This is a genomic window from Peptacetobacter sp. AB845 (assembly GCF_047528295.1).
Lineage (GTDB): Bacteria > Bacillota > Clostridia > Peptostreptococcales > Peptostreptococcaceae > Peptacetobacter.
This window is the reverse complement of record NZ_CP180001.1, coordinates 2,200,353-2,225,996: the sequence shown is the minus strand read 5'-3', so window position 1 is coordinate 2,225,996 and position 25,644 is coordinate 2,200,353. Positions and strand designations below refer to the sequence as shown.

Sequence of the window (25,644 nt, the reverse complement as noted above, 5' to 3'; positions counted from 1 at the left end):
TAACGATTGTATTAAGCTAATCTTTTTCCGCCATCAGCAAGTCTTTTTTTACCTGTTCTAACAACTAAAGCTGCATATACTATTGCTAATAGAACACCACCAACGTATGCTATACTCATTGGTAATCTGAATCCTATCTGAGCATTTAAGATATATGCTGAGATAATGAATACATAGAACATACCTGGAATAAGTGATATGATGTAGTTTTTCTTATCAGATAATAAGTAAACAGTTATCATAGCAAATGCGAAACAAGCTATAGTCTGGTTAGCCCATGCGAAGTATCTCCATAATACGTTGAAACCTTCTGCATTTGATTTAGCAAATATTAATATAGCTGCAACTGGTACGAATATACAAGCTGATAAAGTGAATCTATTTCTCTTCTTAGTCTGATCTATATGAAGAGCATCACCTATCATAAGACGAACAGATCTTAATGCTGTATCTCCTGAAGTTATAGGAAGTACTATAACACCAAGTATAGCTATAAGTCCACCAACTTTACCAAGTAAGTCATTAGCAACTATACCGATAACATCTGGAGAACCAACCTGTTCTGGAGCAACAAGACCTGGAGTATTGTAAACACCCATTGCTGCTGCTGACCATATCATAGCTATTAAACCTTCAAGTATCATCATGTCGTAGAATGTGAATTTACCTTCTCTTTCATTTGTAACAGATCTAGCTATTAAAGTAGCCTGAGTTGAATGGAACCCAGAAACGATACCACAAGCAACTGTTACGAAGAATATAGGAAGTATTGGTAATCCCTGAGGATGAGAACCCATCCAGTTTTCAGCTGATAAAGGAGTTAAAGGATAACCTTTTACAAATATACCTATACCAACACCTATAGCTGATAGTAGAAGTATTATACCGAATATAGGATAAACTTTACCTATTATCTTATCTATTGGGAATAGAGTAGCTGCTAGATAGTAAGCAAATATAGCTCCATAAACTATCCAAACAACTGGGTTAGATATAGCTGATTCCTGATGAAGTATCTGAGTAACAACTAAGTCCCCTGGAGTATAGATGAAAACTGCACCAACTAATATCATTAAGAAGCAAAGGAATACGTTGTATACATTGTATACACCTTTACCTAAATATTTCTTTACGATACCTGGCATCTGTTCACCATTATTTCTTAAAGATATCATACCACTCATGTAGTCATGCATTGCACCACCAAGAACACAACCTATTGGTATAAGTATGAACGCTATAGGTCCAAATAATATACCCTGGATAGGTCCAAGGATAGGTCCTGTACCTGCTATGTTAAGTAGTTCGATTAATGCGTTCTTCATTTTTTTCATAGGAACGAAGTCAACACCATCTTCAAGAGTTATAGCTGGAGTAGGTCTATCATCTGGTCCGAATACTTTTTCGCAGTATTTACCATAAACCATACCACCAACTAGAAGCATTACTAGTCCAATTAAGAATGCTGTCATTGTAAAACACCTCTTTTAATATAAAATTTTTAAAAGAGTTATAGTATTTTATGTTAAATTTAAAATAAAGTTAATACAAAAAATAAATATAGTTGATGAAAAATCAACTAAAAAATTTATAATTTCAATAAAAAATACAATTAACGAAATTCAACATTGTATACAAAACTCTTTATATATAGTATACAACTATAAAATGACATAATCAAGAGGTGTTGTCACAAGAAAACATAGTATGAATATAAATGAAATATATAAAAATAGTTAAAAAATAAAAGTGTAATTTAAAATATTGTTGTATAATTATAAATATACGAGGAAAAGGTTTACTATTAAAATTCAAATTATTTAACAAAAAAACGATAATTAAAAATGATAATTAATATAATATCGATAGAAAAAACATATAGACAAATAATAATAAAAAATATACTAAGATAAATGATAAATAGTTATTGATAATAAAATAACAATTATATTTATTTAGAAACTCCATGTAAATAACATAATTTCAGTTGAATATGTTAAAAATTTCTTTATCATTGAAGAAAATAAAGTATAATGCTATAATATTTCTGAGTTATAATTAGAAAAAGAAAAATTTTTTTGTGAAAATGCAAAAAAAGCTAGATAAAAAAATAACAAGAAAGTGGTGTACGAACAAGATGAATGAAAATTTAGTAAGCAAAATAAAAGAGCTTAAAAAAGAGAGAAATGCTATAATACTTGCTCACTTTTATCAGCCGCCTGAGATACAGGCGATAGCAGATGAAGTTGGAGATTCTTATTATTTAAGTGAAATAGCTAGAGATTGTAAAGAAGAGGTTATAGTATTCTGTGGTGTAAAATTCATGGGAGAGAGTGCAAAAATACTTTCACCAGAAAAAACTGTACTTATGCCTGTTAAAAATGCTGGTTGCGTAATGGCAGATATGGCTAGCGAAAAGGCTGTTATAGAAATGAAAGAAAAATATCCTGAAGCATTAACAGTATGTTATATAAATTCAACAGCAGATGTTAAAGCTCATTGTGATGTATCTGTTACATCATCAAGTGCTTTAAAAATATTAGGAAATGTTGAAAATAAACAGATATTATTCTTACCAGATAGAAACTTAGGTGGATATATAGCAGAACACTTCCCAGAAAAAGAATTTATACTATGGGATGGATGTTGTACAATCCACGATAGAATAAAAGAAAGCGAAGTAACAGAATTAAAAGAAGCACATCCAGATGCTAAAGTATTAGTTCATCCAGAGTGTAGAAAAGAAATAAGAAGTATGGGAGATTTCGTTGGAAGTACTTCTGGAATAATAAAATATGCTACAGAAAGTGATTCTAAAGAATTTATAGTAGCTACAGAAGAAGGAATACTATACGAATTACAGAAAAAGAACCCTGATAAGAAATTCTATTTCCCAGGAGGAAATGGTGCAATACAGTGTGGTGACATGAAAAAAACTACATTAGAAAACTTATACAATACTTTATTAAATATGGAAAATGAAGTAATAGTAGAAGAAAATGTTAGAGTGAATGCATTAAATTCATTACTTAACATGCACAAATTATCAGAGGGATAAAAATCGAGGGATAAAAATGAAATTAGAAAAAGATGTTTTAATAGTGGGCAGTGGAGTAGCTGGGCTTTACTGTGCTCTTAATTTAGATCCAGAACTAAATGTAACAGTAATATCAAAATCAACTATGGATAATAATAATACATATCTTGCACAGGGGGGGATATCTACAGCTCTTGATGAAGCAGATATAAAACCATTTGTAGAAGATACTATGAAAGCTGGAAGATATGAAAATAGAGAAGAAGCGGTACAGGTTTTAGCTGAAGAATCTATAGAAAATATATCACAGATAGTTGAAGAATATGGTATGCCACTTGATATGGAAGATGGAAAGATAGATTATACAAGAGAAGGTGCTCATAGAGTAAATAGAATAGTTCACTGTAAAGATAATACAGGAGAAATAGTATTCAAAACTCTTTATAAAGCAGCTTTAACTAGAAACAATATAGAAATGATAGAAGATGCAACTCTTTTAGACATAATAACAGAAGATGGTAAATGTATAGGAGCTAGAGTTTTCAAAGACGGAGAAGAAGTTCATATATTTGCAAAAGATGTTGTTTTAGCTTGTGGCGGAATAGGTGGACTATTCAAAAACTCTACAAACCAGAGACATTTAACAGGAGATGGTATAGCCATAGCTCTTAAAAATGGAGTAGAGGTAGAAAATCTAAACTACATACAGATACATCCAACAGCATTCTATGAAGAAAATTCAAATGGAAGAAGAATGCTTATATCTGAATCTTTAAGGGGAGAAGGTGCACTTCTAAAAAATAAAGATGGAGAAAGATTCGTAGAAGAATTACTTCCAAGAGATGTTGTATCTCATGCAATATTCGAACAGATGAAAAAAGATGGTACAGATTATGTATATCTAGATGCTAGACATCTTGGAGAAGAATATTTAAAAAATAGATTTACATTTATATATAATGGATGCTTAGAAAGAGGTACTAATATAGGTAAGGACTTAATAAAAGTATCTCCAGCACAGCACTACTTTATGGGTGGAATCCATGTAGATCTTAATTCAAAAACTACTATGGAACACCTTTATGCTGTAGGTGAAGTAAGCTGTACAGGAGTTCACGGAGCTAATAGATTAGCAAGTAACTCTTTACTTGAAGGATTAGTATTCTCTAAAAGAGCTGCAAATGATATAAATTCACATATAAAAGATACAGAACTTGTTACTAAAGAATTACCAAATCTTGAGTGTTCTGTAGATGAATTAATGAAAGAAAATAAAATGAAAGTTATTGATGAAATAGTTAAAATTAGCGAGGATTTCGATTATGAATTATTTGATTGTAGATAAGATGATAAGAGAAGCCCTTATAGAAGATATTCCAAATGAAGATATAAGTACTAATTCTGTAGTTGGTGAAGAATCAAAATCTACAGTAGACCTTATATGTAAAGCAGATGGAGTAATAGCAGGGCTTGGAGTATACAAAAGAGTATTTGACATACTTGGAGATGTTGAAATAGAATTCTTTGTAAAAGATGGAGAAAAGGTTCAGAACAAACAGTTATTAGCTAAACTTACAGGAAGTACTAGAAATCTTCTTATGGGAGAAAGAGTTGCACTTAACTACCTTCAGAGAATGAGTGGTATAGCAACTATGACTAATAAGTTTGTAGAAAAATTAGAAGGAAGCAATACAAAACTATTAGATAGTAGAAAAACTATTCCTAACCTTAGAATATTAGACAAATATTCAGTTAAAATGGGTGGAGGAAACAACCACAGAATGAATCTATCTGATGCTGTAATGCTTAAAGATAACCATATAGGGGCTGCAGGTGGCGTTAAAGAAGCTATAGAAGCAGCTAGAAACTACGCATCTTTTGTTACTAAAATAGAGGTTGAAGTAGAAACTCTAGACATGGTTAAAGAAGCTGTAGAAGCTGGAGCAGATATAATAATGCTAGACAATATGGACATTGAAACTGCTAAAAAAGCTTTAGAGATAATAGATCATAAAGCAATAGTAGAATTCTCTGGAAATGTTACGCTAGATAATATAGAAGAGATTGGAAAAATAGGTGTTGATGTTGTATCATCAGGAGCACTTACTCACTCAGTAAAAGCACTTGATATAAGCATGAAAAACTTAAGAAATATATAATAAATTATATAAAAAAGATAGCTGTATAGGATTATTCTTATACAGCTTTTTTTGAAGGAGGCAAAATGAAATTTTCAGAGTATAAATATGAAAGACCTGATTTTGAAAAAATTAATACAAAAATAGTATCGTTAGTAAACAGTATGTCAGAATGTAAAAGCTTTGAAGCATTCGATAATAATATAGTAGAAATAAATAAAATAAGAAATCATGTAGAAAGTATGAAAACATTAGCTTCAATAAATTATAGTATAAACACACATGATGAAAGCATATCTATAGAAAATAAGTACTGGGATGAATATGGTCCAGAGTATAAAAAAATAGATAAAATATTCTATGAAGCTATTGTAAATTCAGACTTTAAAGAGGAAATAGAAAATAAATATGGAAGACATTTTTATAAACTTGTTGAATTTAGTTTAAAGGAATTTTCAGAAGAAATAGTTGAAGATTTAAAAATAGAAAATAAACTTTGCTCAGAATATACAAAATTGCTAGCATCTGCAAAAATATTATATGATGGAAAATACAATAATTTATCACAGATGAATAAGTATATGTTATCGGATAATAGAGAAGAAAGAAAAAAAGCTTCTGAACGGTTCTATAATTATTTTGAATCAATTGAAGACAAATTTAATTCTGTTTTTGAAGAATTAGTAAAAGTTAGAAATAGAATGGCTAAAAAATTAGGGTATGATGATTTTGTAGAATTAGGATATTTAAGAATGAAAAGAACAGAATACACTGAAAAAGATGTGGATAAGTTTAGAAAAGAAGTTAGAGAAAAATGGATTCCTCTTGTAGATGAGTTTAATAAACAAAAGAAAGAAAGACTAAACATTGATGAGTTGAAATATTATGACGATGATGTTGAGTATCCTGGATGGAATATGGAGCCTGTAACAGATTACGATGAAACACTAGAAGCAGCATCAAAAATGTATCATGAATTATCTAAAGAAACCGGCGAATTTTTTGACTTCATGATAGAAAATGGGTTTATGGACTTAGAAACAAAAGAATCTAAGGGATTTGGTGGATATTGTACATATATTCCAGAAATAAAAGCACCGTTTATTTTCTCTAATTTTAATAAGACTTTTGATGATGTGGATACATTGACTCATGAAGCTGGACATGCATTCCAGTTATATATGTCGAGAAATATAGATATGCCTGAAATAAATTTCCCAACTCTTGATTGTTGTGAGATACACTCTATGACTATGGAGCTTTTAACTTGGCCTTGGATGAAGTTATTCTTTAAAGATGATGAGGAAAAATTTAAAAGAACTCATATGGCAACGATTGTTAGATTGATTCCTTACTGCATGATTGTAGATGAATTTCAGCATATTATTTATAAAAATCCAAAGCTTACTCCAGAAGAGAGAAATTCAGAATGGAGAAGGTTAGAAAAAATATATACACCGTGGAAAAACTATGACGGAAATAAGTTTTTAGAAAAGGGATGTTGGTGGTTTAAACAAGGACATATATTTAAAAATCCATTTTATTATATAGATTATGCACTTGCGGAGGTATGTGCTCTACAGATTTGGAGCAATATGGAAGAAAATTATGATGAAGTTTTAGAAAATTATATGGAAATTTGTAGGGATGCAGGTAAAAGATCTTTTGTTGAAACTGTAAATGCAGGAAATTTAAAATCTCCATTTGAAGAAGGGTGTTTAGATAACATTATAGGAAAAATCTATAATTGGAGTGTTGGTAAGATAGACAGAAAGTAATTTATGCAACTTCATATAGTGCAGTTTAAATATTTACAATAGTTAAAGAATATTATGTTAAATATAATATAAATTTTAATATATATATAGAAAATAAAATAAAACAGATGAAAAAGCCAAAAAAATAAAAAAATATAACTAACAACCTTAAGAAAAATTCAAAGATGTAAGTGGTTAAAATCAAGTATATAACTAACTTTTATAAGTTATTAGAAAATAATGTGAAAAATATTTGAAAAAATAATAGAAAAAAATTAAAAAAAAGGCTTGATATTTGTATCGAAAATTTATATACTTAACTTAACAAATATAGAAACAAGCAAAAAAATATTTCTGGATGAAGCGTATAGGAGACTTCCTTAAATGGGGACCGAAGGTACAAACATCTACTATTTCCCAATAGTAAATGTGAATTTCTCAGGTGAATATACTATATAGCGGACAGATCTCTGAAAAAGAATTTTGACAGAGAAGACAAATTGGGAAATTTGTTTTCTCTGTTTTTTTGTTTAAAGTTTCTAGGATGAAAGAGAGTGTAATGATGTTTATAGTAACAAATAATTCTAAAATAAAGGATAGTTTTCCTGAAATGGATGTAAGACTTATTGATACATCTTACATAGGTGTTCTTGAAGAATGCAGAAAACATATTCACAAAGGATGTAGATTACTTTCACATCCGCTTTATGGAAGTGTTAAACCTAATGAAACTCCTTACAGAACAGTTATAATGGCTGATGGAGCTGGATTAGATTTTCAGTCAGTGGAACTAATAGAAGATGCTATAAATACAGCTTCTAAATTCCAAAATGATAAAGTAACTCCAAATTGGATAGAGAGTGTTATGGATGATTTTAGAGTTATAGACTTAGATATAATGACTAACACAATCTCGAGAATCCAGTATGAGTATTAAAAGAATAGTATTAGACGGTTAATTGGAAAACATTTACAGACATACCTGTATAACGGGAAAACATTTTTTAAGAAGTTGTACTAGTAATTACTATTCAAAATAATAATATTGTTTTAAATTTTGAATTTTAAATTAATAAAAGATTTATATTTCAATCAGGAGGATGACGAAATGGAAAATTTATATGACATAGTCATAATCGGTGGAGGACCAGCTGGACTAGCTGCAGGAATATACGGAGCTAGAGCTAAAATGAAAACTCTAATATTAGAAAAAACTAAAAATGGTGGACAGATAGTTATAACTCATGAAGTTGCAAACTATCCTGGATCTGTTGAAAATGCAAGTGGTCCATCTTTAACAGCTAGAATGGTTCAGCAGTGTGATGAATTCGGTGCTGAAATAAAAAGAGATGGTATAGTTGAAGTTCAGCTTGAAGGAGATATAAAAGTATTAAAAGGTGAAAGTGGTACAGAATATAGAACTAAAGCTGTTATAGTTGCAGCTGGTGCAAGCCCAAGAAAAATAGGATGCCCAGGAGAAGCAGAATTCACTGGTAAAGGTGTTTCTTACTGTGCAACTTGTGATGCTGACTTCTTTGAAGACTTCGAAGTATTCGTAGTTGGTGGAGGAGACAGTGCTTTAGAAGAAGCTATGTACTTAACTAAATTCGCTAGAAAAGTTACAATAGTTCACAGAAGACAGGGATTCAGATGTGCTAAGAGTATAGAAGAAAAAGCAAGAAAGAACCCTAAAATAGAATTCTTACTAGATACAGTAGTTGAAGAAATAAAAGGTGACGGAATACTAGAATCTGTAGTATTCAAAAATACAGTTACTGGAGAAACTCATGAATATTTCGCTGATGAAGAAGACGGAACAATGGGTGTATTCGTATTCATAGGTGTTATAGCTCAGACTGATTTATACAAAGGTATATTAGATATGGACGAACAGAACTACTTATTAACTGACGACCACATGAGAACTAACATACCAGGTGTATTCGCAGCTGGTGACTGCAGACAGAAACCTTTAAGACAGGTTGTAACTGCAACAGCTGATGGTGCAATAGCAGCAACTCAGGCTGAAAAATACATAGAAGAACACTTTGCTGAATAATAAGTAAAGATTAAATTTAAAAATTAAAATAATAAAAAAGCATATACTCTGGAAGCCTTTTGGCTTCCAGGTAAAATAAATAAAAAATTGGAGGAACAAAAAATGATGTTAGCATTAGACAAAGACACATTTGCAACAGAAGTATTAGAAGCAGAAGGATATGTATTCGTAGATTACTGGAGTCAGGGATGTGAACCATGTAAAGCTTTAATGCCAGAAGTACATGAATTAGCTGAAAAATATGCTGCAGGAATGAAATTCTGTGAAATGGATATAACAAAAGCAAGAAGACTTGCTATAAAACAGAAAGTTTTAGGACTTCCAACATTAGCTGTTTACAAAGACGGAGAAAAAATAGACGAAGTTACTAAAGATGATGCTACAATAGCTAACATAGAAGCTATGATCAAAAAATACGTTTAAGAGCCTATTATTAGCTTTTAATTAATTTATTTTAAAAGGTTAATTTTATACAAAATTTTATGGGAGGTGCGTTATGCGTCTTGAATTAGGAAAAATCTTTATAAAAGATGTTCAGTTTGGTGAAAAAACTGAAGTTAAAGATGGTGTTTTATTCGTAAACAAAGAAGAGATGCTACAGGAAATAGGTGGAGATGAACATATCAAATCAATAGATATAGAATTAGCTCACCCAGGTGAAAGCATAAGAATAACACCAGTTAAAGATGTTATCGAACCAAGAGTTAAGGTAGAAGGTAACGGAGGAGTATTCCCAGGTATCATATCTAAAGTTGATACAGTTGGTGAAGGTAGAACTCACGCATTAAAAGGTGTTGCTGTAGTTACAACTGGTAAAATAGTTGGTTTCCAGGAAGGTATAGTAGACATGACAGGAGAAGGAGCTAAATATACTCCATTCTCAAAATTAAACAACGTAGTTGTTATAGCTGAACCAGTAGATGGTTTAAGACAGCATGATCATGAAAAAGCTGTTAGAATGATAGGATTCAAAGCTGCTGCTTACTTAGGAAAAGTTGCTAAAGAACTTACTCCTGATGAAGTATCTGTATATGAAACTAAACCATTATTCGAACAGGCTGCAGAATATCCAGAACTTCCAAAAGTTGGATATGTTTACATGCTTCAGACTCAGGGACTATTACACGATACATACGTATACGGTGTAGATGCTAAACAGATAGTTCCAACAATACTTTACCCAACAGAAGTACTAGATACTGCTATAGTAAGTGGTAACTGTGTTTCTGCATGTGACAAAAACCCAAGTTATGTACACATGAACAATGGTGTAATAGAAGAATTATATGCTCAGCACGGAAAAGAAATAAACTTCATGGGTGTTATAATAACTAATGAAAATGTTTACTTAGCTGACAAAGAAAGATCTTCAAACTGGTCTTCAAAATTATGTAAATACCTTGGATTAGATGCTGTTATAGTATCTCAGGAAGGTTTCGGTAACCCTGATACAGACTTAATAATGAACTGTAAAAAAATAGAAATGCAGGGTGTTAAAACTGTTATAGTAACAGATGAATATGCTGGTAGAGATGGTGCTTCTCAGTCATTAGCAGATGCAGACGTTAGAGCAAATGCTGTTGTAACTGGAGGAAATGCTAACCAGGTTATAAACTTACCTAAACTTGACAAAGTTATAGGACATATAGAATATGTTGATGTAATAGCAGGTGGAGCTGCTGGAGCATTAAGACCAGACGGAACTATAGAAGTAGAAATACAGGCAATAACTGGTGCTACTAACGAAACTGGTTTCGGATACTTAACTGCAAAAGGATATTAATCAATATCTAAAATTAAAATCAACTTTACAGCAATAGACTGTAAATAAATAATAAAAATATAAAAAATAATAAAGAAAAATTTAATTTAGGAGGACTATTATGAGCGTACTTGAAAATAAAAAGGTCATGATAATAGGCGACCGTGATGGTGTGCCAGGACCTGCAATAGAAGAATGTGTTAAAACAGTTGACAGCGCAGAAGTTATATTCTCAGCAACAGAATGTTTCGTCTGAACAGCTGCTGGGGCTATGGACTTAGAAAATCAGAAGAGAGTTAAAGATGCTGCCGATAAATTCGGAGCTGAAAATCTTGTGATATTACTAGGTGCCGCTGAAGCCGAAGCTGCAGGTCTTGCAGCAGAAACAGTTACAGCAGGAGACCCTACTTTTGCTGGACCTTTAGCAGGTGTTGAATTAGGATTAGCAGTATACCATGTTGTTGAAGAAGAAGTTAAAGAATTATTCGACGAAGAAGTTTACGAAGAACAGGTTGGAATGATGGAAATGGTTCTTGAAGTAGACGAAATAGCTGACGAAATGAAAGAAATAAGAGACGAATATTGTAAATACAATTAATTCTAGGAGGACAATGAAATGGCAATAAAAGCAGTTCATTATGTAAACCAGTTCTTCGCTGGAATAGGTGGAGAAGAAAAAGCTGATACTAAGCCACATGTGGCAGAAACTTTACCTCCTATAAGCGTACAGCTTAATAGTAAATTAGGTGAAGATATAGAAGTAGTTGCTACAGTTGTTTGTGGTGACAGTTACTTCGGTGAAAATATGGATGAAGCAAGTGCAGAAGTACTTGAATTAATAAAAAGTTTCGAACCAGAATTATTCATAGCTGGTCCTGCATTCAATGCTGGTAGATACGGTGTTGCAGCAGGTACAATAACTAAAGTTGTTAAAGAAGCTTTAAATATACCTTGCTTAACAGGTATGTATATAGAAAACCCAGGTGCAGATATGTTCAAGAAAGATCTATATATAATAGAAACTTCTGACTCTGCAGCAGGAATGAGAAAAGCACTTCCTAAAATGGCTAAATTAGCTAAAAAATTAGCTAACGGAGAAGAAATAGGTTCTCCAGCTGAAGAAGGATACATAGCTAGAGGAGTTAGAGTTAACTACTTCGCAGAAGATAGAGGATCTAAGAGAGCAGTTGATATGCTTATCAAGAAAATAAAAGGTGAAGAATTCGTAACAGAATATCCAATGCCTGACTTCGATAGAGTAGACCCTAACCCAGCTGTAAAAGATTTATCTAAAGCTACAATAGCATTAGTTACTTCTGGTGGTATAGTTCCAAAAGGAAACCCAGACAGAATAGAATCTTCTTCAGCATCTAAATACGGTGAATACTGCTTAGACGGTGTAATGGATCTTACTGAAGAAACTTACGAAACTGCTCATGGTGGATTCGACCCAGTTTACTGTAACGAAGACTCTGATAGAGTTTTACCAGTAGACGTTTTAAGAGACTTAGAAAAAGAAGGCGTAATAGGAAAATTACACAACTACTTCTACTCAACAGTTGGTAATGGTACTGCAGTTGCAAGTTCTAAAAAATTCGCAGCTGAATACGCTAAAAAACTAGTTGAAGCTGGTGTAGATGCAGTTATACTAACATCTACTTGAGGTACTTGTACTCGTTGCGGTGCAACTATGGTAAAAGAAATAGAAAGAGCTGGACTACCAGTAGTACACATGTGTACAGTAGTTCCAATATCTTTAACAGTTGGAGCTAACAGAATAGTTCCTACAATAGCTATACCTCATCCTTTAGGAAACCCAGCATTAACTCCTGAAGAAGAAAAATCTTTAAGAAGAGGATTAGTAGAAAAAGCATTACACGCATTAACTGTAGAAGTTGATGGACAGACAGTATTTGAAGACTAGTCTATAAAAGCTAATAATACTTTGAAATAATAGATTTCGTGGATGCTTTCGGGCATCTGCGGAATCTATAATAATATTAAGAGAATTATATTAAGTTTTTTTTATTTTTAAATTATTTATAGATGAATGAAATTTATTGTAATTTATCTATTATAAAGTGGATTGAAATTAGAGATTAGATTATTTAAAATTTAAATCTCAAATAAAAGGGCAAAAAATTTTGCTTTTATGATTTTGAAAATAATTAATTTTATTAATTATAAATAAAATTTTTATCATAAACAAACAATAAAATAGCGGGGGTGCCGAAAAATGACTTTTCCAGTATTTAAAAGTGCAGGATATGTACTAGTTCATACACCAGATATGATAGTACAGAATGGTAGTACATGTGTAGTAGAAAGAGCTACAAATCCAGACTCTGATTTCCTAAAAGAAGTAGGAAGCCATATAAGAAGCTACGAAGATGTAGTTAACTATATGCCAAACCAGGTTTATATAGGAAACAATAGACCAGAAGAATTAAACGATATGCCTTTACCTTGGTGTGAAACAAAAGTTGAAGGAACAAGAGAAGGTAAAATGGGTGAAATAATGCCTCAGGACGAATTCATAGCTTTAATGCAGATATGTGACGTATTCGACTTAGTTGAATTATCAGAAGAATTCGTTTCAGAAGTAAAACCTAAAATAGAAGCTAACTACCCAGAATTAGCTCCTTTCATGGATAAATTAAAAGCTTGTGATATATCAAATGCAGAAGAATTAATAGCTTCTCATGCAGCAGAAGTTTTAATGCATGAAGGAAAAATGGTTGGTTACGTTAGAGCAGCTCATGATGTTGACGTTAACTTAAACGCTCATACAATGTTCGAAAACTTAGTTGTTAAAGCATCTGGTGTATTAGCAGCTTTACATATGTTAAGACATTCTTCAGTAGACAGAAATGAAATAGGATATGTTATAGAATGTTCTGAAGAAGCTTGTGGAGATATAAACCAGAGAGGTGGAGGAAACTTCGCAAAATCTATAGCTGAAATGGCTGGAATACAGAACGCAACAGGATCAGATACTAGAGGATTCTGCGCAGGACCTACTCATGCATTAATACATGCAGCAGCTCTTGTAAAAGCTGGAGTATACAAACATGTAATGGTAGTAGCTGGTGGAGCAACTGCTAAATTAGGTATGAATGCTAAAGACCACGTTAAAAAAGGTCTTCCAGTATTAGAAGACGTTGTTGGAGGATTCGCAGTACTTGTATCTGAAAACGATGGTGTTAGCCCAGTTATAAGAACTGACTTAGTTGGTAACCACACTGTTGCTACAGGATCAGCTCCTCAGGCTGTTATGGGTGCTTTAATAGCAGAAGGAATAGACAAAGGTAACTTAAAAATAACTGATATAGATGTATTCTCTGTAGAAATGCAGAACCCAGATATAACAAAACCAGCTGGTGCAGGTAACGTACCAGAAGCAAACTACAAAATGATAGGTGCTCTTGCTGTTAAACGTGGAGACTTAGAAAAGAAAGAACTTAAAAACTTCATAGCTGAACACGGACTACCAGGTTGGGCTCCAACTCAGGGTCATATACCATCAGGTGTTCCTTACATAGGATTCATGATAGATGACTTAACAACTGGTGACAAAAACAGAGCTATGATAGTTGGTAAAGGAAGTTTATTCTTAGGAAGAATGACTAACTTATTCGACGGTGTATCTGTAGTTGTTGAAAGAAATAATGGTGTAGAAGAAGAAACAGCTGGTGTTTCTAAAGACGAAATCAAAAAAATAATAGCTGAAACAATGAAAAAAATGGCATTAGATATGGTGCAGGAATAGGGGTGAAATTATGTCATCAAAAAATATAATAGCAGATGTATTCCTAGAAGTAGCTAATGCAATAGAAAGTGGAGACTTCGGACCTAAAGTAAGAATAGGTTTAACAACTCTTGGAAGTGAACACGGTGTAGAAAACTTAGTTAAAGGTGCTGAATTAGCTAAGTCAAAATTATTTGATATAGTTTTAATAGGACCAAAAGTTGACACTGACCTTGAAATAGTTGAAGTAAACGAAGAATCTGAAATGCATAAAAAAATGGAAGAACTTCTAGACAGCAAATACATAGATGCATGTGTAACTATGCACTATAATTTCCCAATAGGTGTTTCTACAGTTGGTAGAGTACTTACTCCAGGTAGAGGTAAAGAAATGATACTTGCTACTACTACAGGAACAAGTGCAACTAACAGAATAGAAGCAATGATAAGAAATGCTGTATACGGAATATCTGCAGCTAAATCAATAGGTATAAAAAATCCTAAAGTTGGTATATTAAATGTTGATGGAGCTAGACAGGTAGAAAAATTCTTAAAAGAATTACAGTCTAACGGATACGGAATAGAATTTGCTGAATCTATGAGAGCTGATGGAGGATGTGTAATGAGAGGTAACGACCTTCTTGCAGGTACTCCAGACGTAATGGTTACTGATACATTAACAGGAAACCTATTAATGAAAGTATTCTCTTCATTCACAACTGGTGGAGACTTCGAATCTCAGGGATTCGGATACGGACCTGGTGTAGGTGAAGACTACGATAGAAAAATATTCATAGTTTCTAGAGCATCAGGATCTCCTGTTGTTGCTAATGCATTAAAATATGCATACGAAGCTGTTCTTGGTAACGTAAGTGACGTTGCAAGAAATGAATATGCAGATGCTAAAAAAGCTGGCTTAGATAACATAATAGCTTCTCTAAACGCTAAAAAAGAAGATAAAGGTGAAGCTGAAGAAGTTAAAATGCCAGACAAAGAAGTTGTAACTCATCAGATAGCTGGTGTAGATATAATGGAACTTGATGATGCTGTTGCAGCATTATGGAAAAAAGGTATATATGCAGAAAGTGGAATGGGATGTACTGGACCAATAGTTTTAGTAAATGAAGCTAAAGGTGAAGAAGCAGCAGCACATCTTAAAGAAGCTGGTTTCATAGCATAGTACTATAAAAACTTATAATATTCTTAGATAAAAACTGGATTATAAAGAGGTTATTACTATTAACGTAATAGCCTCTTTTTTATTTGTAATTTTAATACATTACTCTTAATGTATTATTTTTAATGTATATGTATATGAAATAGTGGATTTTAGAAAAGCTTAGAATCTATAAATTATATAGAAATTAAATAAGAAATAATAAACAAAAGAAGAAAAATAAAAGCAAAATAAAAATAAATAAAAAAGGAGTAGATTTCTCTACTCCTAAATTACTATATATTAAATTACATCTTATAAGTTTCTATTGTCTTTTAGTAAAACGTCGTGTGCTCCACCTTCTACTATACTTGTAGCAGAAACTAGAGTTAATTTAGCGTTTTTCTGTAATTCTGGTATGCTAAGAGCACCACAGTTACACATAGTAGATCTAACTTTAGCTAAAGAAGCATTTACGTTGTCTTTTAATGAACCAGCATATGGTACATAAGAGTCAACACCTTCTTCGAATGAAAGTTTTTTATCTCCACCAAGGTCGTATCTCTGCCAGTTTCTAGCTCTTGCAGAACCTTCACCCCAGTATTCTTTCATGTAGCTTCCGTTTATATTAACTTTGTTTGTTGGAGATTCATCGAATCTAGAGAAGTATCTACCAAGCATAACGAAGTCAGAACCCATAGCAAGTGCTAATGTTATATGATGATCGTAAACTATACCACCATCTGAACATATTGGTATATAAACACCAGTTTCTTCAAAGTATTTATCTCTAGCAGCTGCAACTTCTATAACTGAAGTAGCCTGTCCTCTACCGATACCTTTCTGTTCTCTTGTTATACATATAGAACCACCACCGATACCGATTTTTATGAAGTCTGCACCAGCTTCTGCAAGGAATCTAAATCCTTCTTCGTCAACAACGTTACCAGCACCAACTTTTACAGTATCACCGTAGTGTTCTCTTATCCAATCTATTGTAAGTTTCTGCCATTCAGAGAAACCTTCAGAAGAGTCTATACATAATACGTCTACACCAGCTTCAACAAGAGCAGGAACTCTTTCTGCGTAGTCTCTAGTATTTATACCAGCACCAACAACATATCTCTTAGAATCATCTAATAATTCAAGAGGATTTTCTTTATGAGAAGCGTAGTCTTTTCTGAATACTATGTAAACTAATTTTCCTTCATCGTCAACAACTGGAAGAGAATTTAATTTATTATCCCATATTATATTGTTAGCTTCTTTTAATGTAACATCTTTAGGTGCAGATACTATCTGATCTAATGGAGTCATGAATTCAGATACTTTTGTATCTAGTTCCATTCTACTAACTCTGTAGTCACGGCTAGCAACTATACCTAATAATTTACCATGAGCAGTTCCGTCATCAGTTATAGCAACTGTAGAATGTCCAGTTTTTTCTTTTAATGCAAGAATGTCAGCTAGTGTGCTGTCTGGAGTAAGGTTAGAATCACTTTCTACGAAACCAGCTTTATAAGATTTAACTCTAGCTACCATAGCAGCCTGATCTTCTATAGTCTGAGAACCGTATATGAAAGATATACCACCTTCTTTAGCAAGTGCGATTGCCATGTTGTCATCAGAAACTGCCTGCATTATAGCAGAAGTCATAGGTATGTTCATTGATATTGGTGATTCTTCTTCACCTTTTCTAAATTTTACTAATGGTGTTTTTAAACTAACATTAGCAGGTATACATTTAGCTGAAGAATATCCTGGTACTAGTAGGTATTCACTAAAAGTATGAGATGGTGTTTCAAAATAATATGCCATTTCTTAAGTCACTCCTTATATAATTTTTATAAATGTAAATATATTTTTGTTATAAGTCAAAAAAAGACACTTGCATGGAACTACCAAACCTGTATCTTTTATAAATTGATTCAGATAATAATTATTTCTTTAAAGTTTAACATTAAAACGCAAAATAGTCAATATTTATAAGAACAATTGTTACTTTAAACAGGAAAATATTCGCATAAATTTATAATATTTATTGAAGATTTTCTGTCAATAATATATAATTTAATATTATATAAATTAAATGGATAAAAAAATATTTATATTAAAAAAATATAAAATTATAAAATGGAGGAGCGGAATTATGGAACTATTAAAGAATAAAATATTAAATGAAGGTGGAGCAAAAGGTACTGACATAATACAGGTAGGAGCATTCCTTAATCATCAGCTTGATATAAACCTTCTTAATGAAATAGGAAAAGAATTTGCAGAAAGATTTAAAGATATAGAAAAAATAGATAAAATAGTTACTATAGAAGCTTCAGGAATAGCAATAGCATCTATAGCATCTCAGTATTTTAATAATGTACCAGTTGTATTTGCTAAGAAAACAATGTCCAATAATATGGATACAGATGTATACGAAACTTCAGTATATTCATATACTAAACAGAAAGAATATTCTGTAAGAATAAACAAACAGTACTTAAATAAAGGTGATAGAGTTATAATAATAGATGACTTCCTAGCTAAAGGTGGAGCTGTAATGGGACTAAAAGATCTTATAGAACAGTCTGGAGCTATATTAGAAGGTGTAGGAATAGTAATAGAAAAAGCATACCAGGAAGGTAGACCTATATTAGAGGCAAATGGAATAAGAATAGAATCTCTTGTTTCTGTAAAATCTATAAAAGATGGAGAAATAGAATTTAACTAAATTATTTTAAATTAATAGGATATAAAAATATACAATTTATATTTATAATAGGAAAGAATCAGTTTATTTAAGCTGGTTCTTTTTTTATTCCTAAGGAAATTATAATAATTTAAAATTGTGGAAAACTTATGTACAATAGTAATATGAATGTATTGAAGAAACAAAAAGATGAAAAAATCATTAAGAAAATATTAAAAAATCACTTTGAAGAATTCAAACTAAAATATTGGAATAAAGTTAGAAGAGAAATGAGAGATCAGATAGAAAATACTGTAATAAAGGCTTTAAATTGTGGAAATATAGAGAACGGATATATAAAACACAAATGTATAGACTGTGGAGAAGAGTATATCCAAGGGTTCACTTGTAAAAGTAAGTTTTGTACAAAGTGTGGAAGAAAATATTCTATGGAATGGGCAGAAAAACAGGTAGAAAATATGCTTGATGTTTCTCATAGACATGCAGTTTTCACAATTCCGGAGGAGTTGAGAGTTTATTTCTACAGAAAGCGAGAGCTTTTAAAAGATTTACAAGATGCTACATATGAGGTATTAGATAGTTTTCATAAAAATAAAACAAAGGGAAATTATGAATTAGGGGTAATTGCTGTAGTACACACCTTTGGTGGAGATTTAAAATGGAATCCTCATATACACGCCTTATACACCGAAGGTGGAATAGATAGAAATAATAAGTGGTTCAAAAAATTAGATTTCATACCATATACATATATGAAAAAGGTATGGCGAAAGTTGGTACTAGATATAATAAAAAACAATTTTAGCGATAGAAAAACTAAAAATTTGATAAATAAGCTATATAAGAAAGAATTCTATGTAAATGCAGAAAGACGTTTAACTAATATAAAACAGGCAACTCAATATATAGGTAGATATTTGGCTAGACCAGCTATCGCTGAATATAGAATAATTAATTACGATGGAAAAAATGTAACTTACTGGTATGAAAACAAAAAACCTAAGGAAAAAAGAGAAATAACTGTAAATGTATTAGAATTTATAGGTAAAATAACCCAACATATTCACCCGAAGGGTTTTAGAGTTGCAAGAAGATACGGTCTATATTCAAGAATAAAAAATAAATTAAGCATAGAAATATTGAAGTTATATAACTTTATGAGACACAGAAATATATCTAAGCTGATAAAAAAGAAGAATACAGTAAAGAAAAATTTTAAAGATAGATTGATAGAATCATTTGGAGTAAATCCTTATATTTGTAAAAATTGTGGAAAAGACATGATTCTATGGGAAATATGGCATTATAAATATGGATTAATATATAATGCACTAGATAAATCAAATTATAAAAGAATAATCTACGAAGAAATTATAGAAAAAGAAATTTCTTTGAATACAACAACACAAATAGAATTATTTTAAAAGTCTATTAATAAATAGGCTAGCTTTGCTATACTCAAATATAAATAATAGTGTATAATTAGTGTAATTAAAATTATTAGGAGAAATAGTATGTTAAAAGAATTAGAAGAAATGAGTAAAGGACAAAAGTTATATAATTATGAATGTAAGTCTTGTGGATTTGAAAAAGGAGTACCAGAATTTATAGTAGAAGAATTAAGACAAGATGCATTCTTTTCATCAGGAGCGATAGCTTCGCTAAATGAAAAAAATATGCCAGAATTAATTTGTCCTAATTGTGGAGCTAAATTTGAATACAAAAAAACTGACGACCGTTAGGTGTCAGTAAAGGTACTGTCACAAGAACACCTTTTAAAGGTGTTCTGTGGCAGTATTTTTTTATACTCTTAAATTTTTTATACTCTTCAAAAAAAGAGCAATAGGAGTTTTCCTATTGCTTGTTTTGAATCTAAAGCTATTTTTGTTGTGTATTCAGAATATAATGATTCAAATTAAAAACATTATTGATAAATGTCGAAAATTAAAAATAAAATTTAAATTATAAAGTAAATTATAAAAAATACATAAACAGTGTCTACTGTAACTATTTGTGATTTTATGTTATCATGAAAACATTGAAAAGTCAAAAGTAAATTTCAAATATTCAATAGAAAATAATGTAATATATTATTAATAAAATCTATTTTAAATATTATTTTTTCTTGAAATTATTGCATATATCTCAAATTATTTCTATAATTAAAATGATAACTAAAATAGAGGTAGGAGAATTTATTATGGAAAAAATATATAAATTACAGAATGGAACAGATATAAGAGGGGTAGCATACCCTAATGATGAAAAAGAAGTAACTCTTACAAAAGTAGAAGTAGAAAAAATAGCTAGAGCATTCCATGTATGGTTAAAAGAAAAAACTGGAAAAGAAAAAATAGTTGTAGCTGTAGGAAATGATTCAAGAATAACTGGAGAAGAATTTAGAAATACAATAATAGAAGCATTAACATCTCAGGGATGTGATGTAGTAAATTGTAAATTATCAACAACTCCATCTATGTTTATGACAACAGTTATGGAAGGATATAAATGTGATGGTTCAATAATGATAACTGCAAGTCATTTACCATTCTTCTATAATGGATTAAAATTCTTTACAGAAAATGGTGGGCTTGAAAAAGCTGACATAAAAGCAATGCTAGATATAGTATGTGAAGGAAAAACAGTAGAAGCAGCTGAAAAAGGTTCTATATCTGAAAGAAACCTTATAAATGATTATGCAGAAGTATTAGTAGATAAAATAAGAAAAGGTGTAAACTCTGAATCTTGCTACGAAAAACCATTTAATGGAATGAAAATAATAGTGGATGCTGGAAATGGTGCAGGTGGATTCTTTGCTGAAAAAGTACTTGAAAAATTAGGTGCTGATACAAAAGGAAGCCAGTTCTTGGAACCAGACGGAATGTTCCCTAACCATATACCAAATCCAGAAAATAAAGAAGCTATGGCAAGTATAAGTAAAGCTGTTGTAGACAACAAAGCTGACTTAGGTATAATATTCGATACAGACGTAGATAGAGCTGCATTAGTTGGAAAAGATGGATCTTTCATAAACAAAAATGCTCTTATAGCTGTAATATCTGAAATATTATTAGAAGAAAATCCTAACACTACAATAGTAACAGACTCAATAACATCTGTAGGATTAGCTGAATTCATAGAAAATCATGGTGGAAAACACCACAGATTCAAAAGAGGATACAAAAATGTAATAAATGAAGCTATAAGATTAAACAACGAGGGAGAAGAATGTCATTTAGCAATAGAAACTTCTGGACATGCTGCAATAAAAGAAAACTACTTCCTTGATGACGGAGCTTATTTAATAGCTAAAATACTTATAAAAGCTGCTAAAATGGCTAAAGAAGGAAAAACTATAGAATCATTAATAGCTGATTTAAAAGAAGCGGTAGAAGAAAAAGAAGTAAGAATAGGAATAAACAAAGAAGATTTCAGACCATACGCTGAACAGATACTATCAGAATTAAGTGTATTCGTTGAAGAAAGTGAAAATTGGTCATTAGTTCCTAAAAACTATGAAGGAATAAGAGCTAACTGCACAGGAGAAGGAGAAGATGGATGGTTCTTAATAAGAATATCACTTCACGAACCTCTTTTAGCTTTAAATATAGAATCAAATGAAGTTGGCGGAACAGAAAAAATATACGCTACACTTAAATCATTCCTAGAAAACTATGATTTAAAAGGATTATAAAATAAAATTTATAGTTCAAAATTGCAAGAATAAAATTATAAGAATAAGATTACAACTAATAAAAAATTCATAAAATAAGAAATTACAAAAGATTACATTTATGCCAAAAATCGTTACAAATATGTAACTCAAAATGACAGAGGTGTAATCTTTTTTTGTACTTTTTGGTGGTAAAATAAGTATAACAAGATAAATAAAAATAAATTAAGACAAATAAATTTTTAAATGACGAAATTATAAAAGCTAACCCAAAATGCAATTATATATAGATGTCACAAATAAAGGAGTGATCGATATGAAAAAAACTACAAGAACAATAATGATAGCTACACTTTGTGCAGTATTAGTTGGAGGAATGATAGCACCAACAGTTGGAACAGTATCAGCAGCAACAAAATCAAGCAAAGTAGTTACAACAACTGTGGTTAATAAAAAAGCTAAAAAAGCCAACAAGTTAATAAACAAAAAACAGGCTTTAAATATATTAAACAAAATGGACAATAGTGTTAAATATATATACATGGGAACTGAAAAAGATTTTGATGCTTTACAGGCTAAAAAATTAAAAGGTTTCGTATTCTTACCAGATGAAGAAGGAGATATGGGATACTTTGTAAACAGTAGAAATAGACAGGTATTCTTCTTCCATCCAAGTGGATACATGGAAAGAATAAAATAAATTAGTCCTCTCAATTTTACAATCAATATATAAATCATATCAGAGGGAAGGGATGCCTTATAGGTGTTCCTTTCTTTTTATATATAGAACTATGGTCTTGCTATGGTTCTTTTTATTTTGCAAATTATATCGTTTTAAATTACCATTTAAGCACTAAAAACTACAGTTCATACAAAATGTATTGTAAAAGAAATCTAAAAGAATTAATATTTATACAAATAAAAGATAATATTTAGAAAAAATTTAGTTTTAATGAACTTTATCTTTAGTATATTACTCTATAATTATAAATAATAAAATGAGAGATAAAAAGTTATAAATAAAATTGATTGTAAAATTTGATAGAAGGGAGAGCTAGGTAATTTATAAAAATTATTATAGGCAAGTTAAATTACTGATGGCGAATATAAAAATGGTGACAGATATGTATAATGATAAAGAGAATAAAAGGGAGACAGCAGCGAATATAATAGCCATAGCGATAATATTTGCAGTTCTTCAAATAATAGGAATGATAATTTGTATGTTAGTATTTCAAAATAACCTTATAATGTCTATAATAGTTATGGCGCTATCTAACATAGTTCTATACAAATTAATGTAAAATTAGAATGAATTTAAAATAAAAAAATTATAAAAATTTAGATTTAAAATTAAATAATAAAAGAGAAAATACAGAAAACCTCTTATAAATTAAAAAGATGTATCGATTATTAGATAGAATAGTATTATAATATTCAGTACAAAGAAAATTTATGAGAGGTAATTTTTATGGGAAAAATACTAGTACTTGCAGAAAAACCATCTGTTGGAAAGGATATAGCGAATGTACTTAAATGTAAAAATGAAAAAAATGGATATATAGAGGGAGATAAATATATAGTAACGTGGGCGCTTGGTCACCTTGTTACGCTTACAGATCCAGAAGGATACAATTCAAAATATAAAGATTGGAATATGGAAGATTTGCCGATAATTCCAAAGTATTTAAAAACTGTAGTAATAAAAAAGAGTGGCAAGCAGTATCAAAAGGTAAAATCTCTTTTGGAAAGAAAAGATGTATCTGAAATAGTAATTGCTACAGATGCAGGAAGAGAAGGAGAGCTAGTTGCAAGATGGATTATAGAAAAATCTGGAGTTAAAAAGCCTATGAAAAGGTTGTGGATTTCTTCAAATACAGATAAAGCAATAAAAGAAGGTTTTACAAAGCTAGAATCATCTAAAAAATACGATAGACTTTATGATTCAGCACTTGCAAGAGCAGAGGCAGACTGGATAATAGGAATAAATGCAACAAGAGCTCTTACGGTAAAATACAATGCACAGCTATCTTGTGGTAGAGTTCAGACACCTACTCTTAATATGGTAATGAAAAGAGAAGAAGAAATAAAAAACTTTGAGCCGAAGAAATTTTATGGAGTAGAGATAAAAGTAAATAAAGCCGGAAATATTATAAAATTAAACTGGAAAAATAACAAAGGAAACACATATGTATTTGATGAGGATATAGCAGATAAAGTTATAAATAAAATAAAAGTAAAAGAAGCAGAAGTAAAAAAATACTCTGTAAAAACTAAGAAGAATTATTCTCCTCAACTTTATGATTTAAATGAGATACAGAGGGATGCAAATAAGATATATGGATATTCTGCAAAAGAGACTCTATCTACAGTTCAGAGCCTATATGAAAGACATAAGCTTCTTACATATCCAAGAACAGACACTAGATATATATCTAGTGATATAGTAGACACTTTAAAGGATAGAGTAAAGGCTGTAAATATAGGAGATTATAAAAAGATAGCAAGTGATATTATAAAAAGAAATATAAAAGTATCTAAAAGCTTTGTAGACGATTCAAAGGTAGTAGAACACTATGCAATAATTCCAACGGAAGAGAGAGCATTTTTAAACGATTTAACAGCTAAAGAAAGGAATATATATGATTTAGTTGTTAAAAGATTTCTATCAGTACTTTATGACCCTGAGGAATATGATGAAACTAGTATAGAGTGTGAAATTGCTGGAGAAAAATTTAGCACTAAGTTTAAAAATATAAAAAAACTAGGTTGGAAAGAACTTTACTCAAATCAAGATGATGATATATATTCATCAGTTGCAGCTTTTAAAGAAGGGGAAAATTTAAAAGTTGAGTCTGTATCAAAAACAGAGGGAAAAACAAATCCTCCTGCTAGATTAAATGAAGCAACTCTTTTAACATTAATGGAAAAAAATAATCTTGGGACAGTTGCAACTAGAGCGGATATAATAGATAAATTATTTTCTTCGTTTTTATTAGAGAAAAAGGACAAAGAAATAATGATTACATCTAAAGGAAAGCAGCTTTTAGGTTTAGTTCCAGAAAAGCTAAAAAGTGCTGAGATGACATCTGAATGGGAGAGAAAGCTTCAAAAAATATCAGAAAATAAATTAAATAAAAATGCTTTTATGAATGAGATAAAAGATTATTCTAAAAAAGCTATAGATGATATAAAAAATAGCGATAGTCAGTTTAAACACGATAACCTAACTAGAAATAAATGTCCAGAATGTGGACATTATATGCTAGAAGTAAAGACAAAAAGAGGAAAAATGCTAGTTTGTGAAAATAGAGAATGCAATAGTAAAAAAATGCTATCTCAAACAACAAATGCTAGATGTCCAGAGTGTCATAAAAAATTAGAGCTTAGAGGTGAAGGAGAAAATAAAATATTTATTTGTTCATGTGGATACAGAGAAAAACTATCAGCTTTTAATAATAGAAAGAAAGAAGAAAAAAATAAAGCATCTAAAAAGGATATTAATAAGTATTTAAAGAATCAAAATAAAAAAGAAAATGAAAACTTTAATAATCCGTTTGCCGATGCATTGGCTAAACTAAAAAAATAGATGCTAATTTAAGGTTAGGGG

At 30.8% G+C, this 25,644-nt stretch carries 21 protein-coding genes and 1 riboswitch; of the genes, 19 read left to right on the top strand and 2 right to left on the bottom strand.

From position 1 onward, the window contains the following. Positions 1-11 precede the first annotated feature (11 nt). A complete protein-coding gene (locus tag ACK2WO_RS10520) occupies positions 12-1,472 on the bottom strand; it encodes a carbon starvation protein A (RefSeq protein WP_178412354.1) in 1,461 nt (486 codons plus the stop codon). A 665-nt stretch (positions 1,473-2,137) separates the two neighbouring features. Between ACK2WO_RS10520 and nadA the strand changes: the two genes are divergently transcribed. The 12 genes from nadA (at position 2,138) to grdD (ending at position 15,681) form a co-directional block, all read left to right on the top strand. Continuing rightward, a complete protein-coding gene (nadA, locus tag ACK2WO_RS10515; protein ID WP_178411978.1) occupies positions 2,138-3,058 on the top strand; it encodes a quinolinate synthase NadA in 921 nt (306 codons plus the stop codon). Positions 3,059-3,074: 16 nt separating this feature from the next. Further along, the gene (locus tag ACK2WO_RS10510; RefSeq protein WP_414697805.1) at positions 3,075-4,382 is read left to right on the top strand and encodes an L-aspartate oxidase; all 1,308 of its coding nucleotides are present in this window, start codon (positions 3,075-3,077) and stop codon (positions 4,380-4,382) included. Beyond that, the gene (gene nadC, locus ACK2WO_RS10505; protein WP_414697804.1) at positions 4,360-5,196 is read left to right on the top strand and encodes a carboxylating nicotinate-nucleotide diphosphorylase; all 837 of its coding nucleotides are present in this window, start codon (positions 4,360-4,362) and stop codon (positions 5,194-5,196) included. The genes ACK2WO_RS10510 and nadC overlap by 23 nt, the downstream gene beginning before the upstream one ends. A gap of 65 nt (positions 5,197-5,261) precedes the next feature. After that, positions 5,262-6,953, top strand: a complete 1,692-nt coding sequence (locus ACK2WO_RS10500; RefSeq protein WP_414697803.1) for a M3 family oligoendopeptidase — start codon at positions 5,262-5,264, stop codon at positions 6,951-6,953. A 337-nt stretch (positions 6,954-7,290) separates the two neighbouring features. Continuing rightward, positions 7,291-7,396, top strand: a riboswitch (glycine riboswitch). Positions 7,397-7,491: 95 nt separating this feature from the next. Then, complete coding sequence (locus ACK2WO_RS10495; protein WP_414697802.1) at positions 7,492-7,869, top strand: GrdX family protein; 378 nt, start codon at positions 7,492-7,494, stop codon at positions 7,867-7,869. A 171-nt stretch (positions 7,870-8,040) separates the two neighbouring features. Beyond that, positions 8,041-8,991 (top strand): thioredoxin-disulfide reductase, encoded by a 951-nt coding sequence (gene trxB, locus ACK2WO_RS10490; RefSeq protein WP_414697801.1) that lies wholly within the window; start codon positions 8,041-8,043, stop codon positions 8,989-8,991. A gap of 105 nt (positions 8,992-9,096) precedes the next feature. Beyond that, positions 9,097-9,414: a thioredoxin TrxA gene (gene trxA, locus ACK2WO_RS10485; RefSeq protein ID WP_040410274.1), complete on the top strand. Its 318-nt coding sequence runs from the start codon at positions 9,097-9,099 to the stop codon at positions 9,412-9,414. 73 nt (positions 9,415-9,487) lie between these two features. Next, positions 9,488-10,774, top strand: coding sequence for a glycine/sarcosine/betaine reductase component B subunit (locus ACK2WO_RS10480; protein ID WP_006439082.1), 1,287 nt, complete (start codon positions 9,488-9,490; stop codon positions 10,772-10,774). Between the two features lie 100 nt (positions 10,775-10,874). Next, on the top strand, positions 10,875-11,351 hold the full coding sequence (grdA, locus tag ACK2WO_RS10475; protein WP_083780535.1) for a glycine/sarcosine/betaine reductase complex selenoprotein A: 477 nt from the start codon (positions 10,875-10,877) through the stop codon (positions 11,349-11,351). Between the two features lie 18 nt (positions 11,352-11,369). After that, on the top strand, positions 11,370-12,677 hold the full coding sequence (gene grdB / locus ACK2WO_RS10470) for a glycine reductase complex selenoprotein B (RefSeq protein ID WP_178412914.1): 1,308 nt from the start codon (positions 11,370-11,372) through the stop codon (positions 12,675-12,677). Positions 12,678-12,989: 312 nt separating this feature from the next. Beyond that, positions 12,990-14,522: a glycine/sarcosine/betaine reductase complex component C subunit beta gene (grdC, locus tag ACK2WO_RS10465; protein ID WP_178412915.1), complete on the top strand. Its 1,533-nt coding sequence runs from the start codon at positions 12,990-12,992 to the stop codon at positions 14,520-14,522. A 10-nt stretch (positions 14,523-14,532) separates the two neighbouring features. Beyond that, the gene (gene grdD, locus ACK2WO_RS10460; RefSeq protein ID WP_006439088.1) at positions 14,533-15,681 is read left to right on the top strand and encodes a glycine/sarcosine/betaine reductase complex component C subunit alpha; all 1,149 of its coding nucleotides are present in this window, start codon (positions 14,533-14,535) and stop codon (positions 15,679-15,681) included. A 291-nt stretch (positions 15,682-15,972) separates the two neighbouring features. Here the strand turns inward: grdD and ACK2WO_RS10455 are convergent, their stop codons facing one another. Beyond that, on the bottom strand, positions 15,973-17,475 hold the full coding sequence (locus ACK2WO_RS10455) for an IMP dehydrogenase (protein WP_178412916.1): 1,503 nt from the start codon (positions 17,473-17,475) through the stop codon (positions 15,973-15,975). A gap of 331 nt (positions 17,476-17,806) precedes the next feature. On the opposite strand from ACK2WO_RS10455, the gene ACK2WO_RS10450 reads away from it, so the two are divergent. The 7 genes from ACK2WO_RS10450 to ACK2WO_RS10420 all read left to right on the top strand — a co-directional run bounded on the left by ACK2WO_RS10450 (position 17,807) and on the right by ACK2WO_RS10420 (position 25,623). Further along, on the top strand, positions 17,807-18,382 hold the full coding sequence (locus ACK2WO_RS10450; RefSeq protein ID WP_414697800.1) for a xanthine phosphoribosyltransferase: 576 nt from the start codon (positions 17,807-17,809) through the stop codon (positions 18,380-18,382). A 128-nt stretch (positions 18,383-18,510) separates the two neighbouring features. After that, positions 18,511-19,785, top strand: a complete 1,275-nt coding sequence (locus ACK2WO_RS10445; protein ID WP_414697469.1) for a transposase — start codon at positions 18,511-18,513, stop codon at positions 19,783-19,785. 90 nt (positions 19,786-19,875) lie between these two features. Then, on the top strand, positions 19,876-20,103 hold the full coding sequence (locus tag ACK2WO_RS10440; protein ID WP_414697468.1) for a hypothetical protein: 228 nt from the start codon (positions 19,876-19,878) through the stop codon (positions 20,101-20,103). Positions 20,104-20,561: 458 nt separating this feature from the next. After that, a complete protein-coding gene (locus ACK2WO_RS10435; RefSeq protein WP_414697799.1) occupies positions 20,562-22,055 on the top strand; it encodes a phosphomannomutase/phosphoglucomutase in 1,494 nt (497 codons plus the stop codon). 295 nt (positions 22,056-22,350) lie between these two features. Next, positions 22,351-22,734: a hypothetical protein gene (locus tag ACK2WO_RS10430; protein ID WP_178411204.1), complete on the top strand. Its 384-nt coding sequence runs from the start codon at positions 22,351-22,353 to the stop codon at positions 22,732-22,734. A 412-nt stretch (positions 22,735-23,146) separates the two neighbouring features. Beyond that, on the top strand, positions 23,147-23,338 hold the full coding sequence (locus ACK2WO_RS10425; protein WP_414697798.1) for a hypothetical protein: 192 nt from the start codon (positions 23,147-23,149) through the stop codon (positions 23,336-23,338). Between the two features lie 167 nt (positions 23,339-23,505). After that, positions 23,506-25,623 (top strand): DNA topoisomerase III, encoded by a 2,118-nt coding sequence (locus ACK2WO_RS10420; RefSeq protein WP_414697797.1) that lies wholly within the window; start codon positions 23,506-23,508, stop codon positions 25,621-25,623. The last annotated feature ends 21 nt before the right edge of the window (positions 25,624-25,644 follow it).

Coding starts and splice junctions, on each gene's coding strand:
- ACK2WO_RS10495 (WP_414697802.1), top strand. CDS start 7,492: ATGATGTTTATAGTAACAAATAATTCTAAAATAAAGGATAGTTTTCCT.
- ACK2WO_RS10455 (WP_178412916.1), bottom strand. CDS start 17,475: ATGGCATATTATTTTGAAACACCATCTCATACTTTTAGTGAATACCTA.
- ACK2WO_RS10480 (WP_006439082.1), top strand. CDS start 9,488: ATGCGTCTTGAATTAGGAAAAATCTTTATAAAAGATGTTCAGTTTGGT.
- ACK2WO_RS10440 (WP_414697468.1), top strand. CDS start 19,876: ATGTTAAAAGAATTAGAAGAAATGAGTAAAGGACAAAAGTTATATAAT.
- ACK2WO_RS10520 (WP_178412354.1), bottom strand. CDS start 1,472: ATGACAGCATTCTTAATTGGACTAGTAATGCTTCTAGTTGGTGGTATG.
- nadA (WP_178411978.1), top strand. CDS start 2,138: ATGAATGAAAATTTAGTAAGCAAAATAAAAGAGCTTAAAAAAGAGAGA.
- nadC (WP_414697804.1), top strand. CDS start 4,360: ATGAATTATTTGATTGTAGATAAGATGATAAGAGAAGCCCTTATAGAA.
- ACK2WO_RS10435 (WP_414697799.1), top strand. CDS start 20,562: ATGGAAAAAATATATAAATTACAGAATGGAACAGATATAAGAGGGGTA.
- ACK2WO_RS10445 (WP_414697469.1), top strand. CDS start 18,511: ATGTACAATAGTAATATGAATGTATTGAAGAAACAAAAAGATGAAAAA.
- ACK2WO_RS10430 (WP_178411204.1), top strand. CDS start 22,351: ATGAAAAAAACTACAAGAACAATAATGATAGCTACACTTTGTGCAGTA.
- grdC (WP_178412915.1), top strand. CDS start 12,990: ATGACTTTTCCAGTATTTAAAAGTGCAGGATATGTACTAGTTCATACA.
- ACK2WO_RS10420 (WP_414697797.1), top strand. CDS start 23,506: ATGGGAAAAATACTAGTACTTGCAGAAAAACCATCTGTTGGAAAGGAT.
- ACK2WO_RS10450 (WP_414697800.1), top strand. CDS start 17,807: ATGGAACTATTAAAGAATAAAATATTAAATGAAGGTGGAGCAAAAGGT.
- trxA (WP_040410274.1), top strand. CDS start 9,097: ATGTTAGCATTAGACAAAGACACATTTGCAACAGAAGTATTAGAAGCA.
- grdD (WP_006439088.1), top strand. CDS start 14,533: ATGTCATCAAAAAATATAATAGCAGATGTATTCCTAGAAGTAGCTAAT.
- ACK2WO_RS10425 (WP_414697798.1), top strand. CDS start 23,147: ATGGTGACAGATATGTATAATGATAAAGAGAATAAAAGGGAGACAGCA.
- ACK2WO_RS10500 (WP_414697803.1), top strand. CDS start 5,262: ATGAAATTTTCAGAGTATAAATATGAAAGACCTGATTTTGAAAAAATT.
- ACK2WO_RS10510 (WP_414697805.1), top strand. CDS start 3,075: ATGAAATTAGAAAAAGATGTTTTAATAGTGGGCAGTGGAGTAGCTGGG.
- trxB (WP_414697801.1), top strand. CDS start 8,041: ATGGAAAATTTATATGACATAGTCATAATCGGTGGAGGACCAGCTGGA.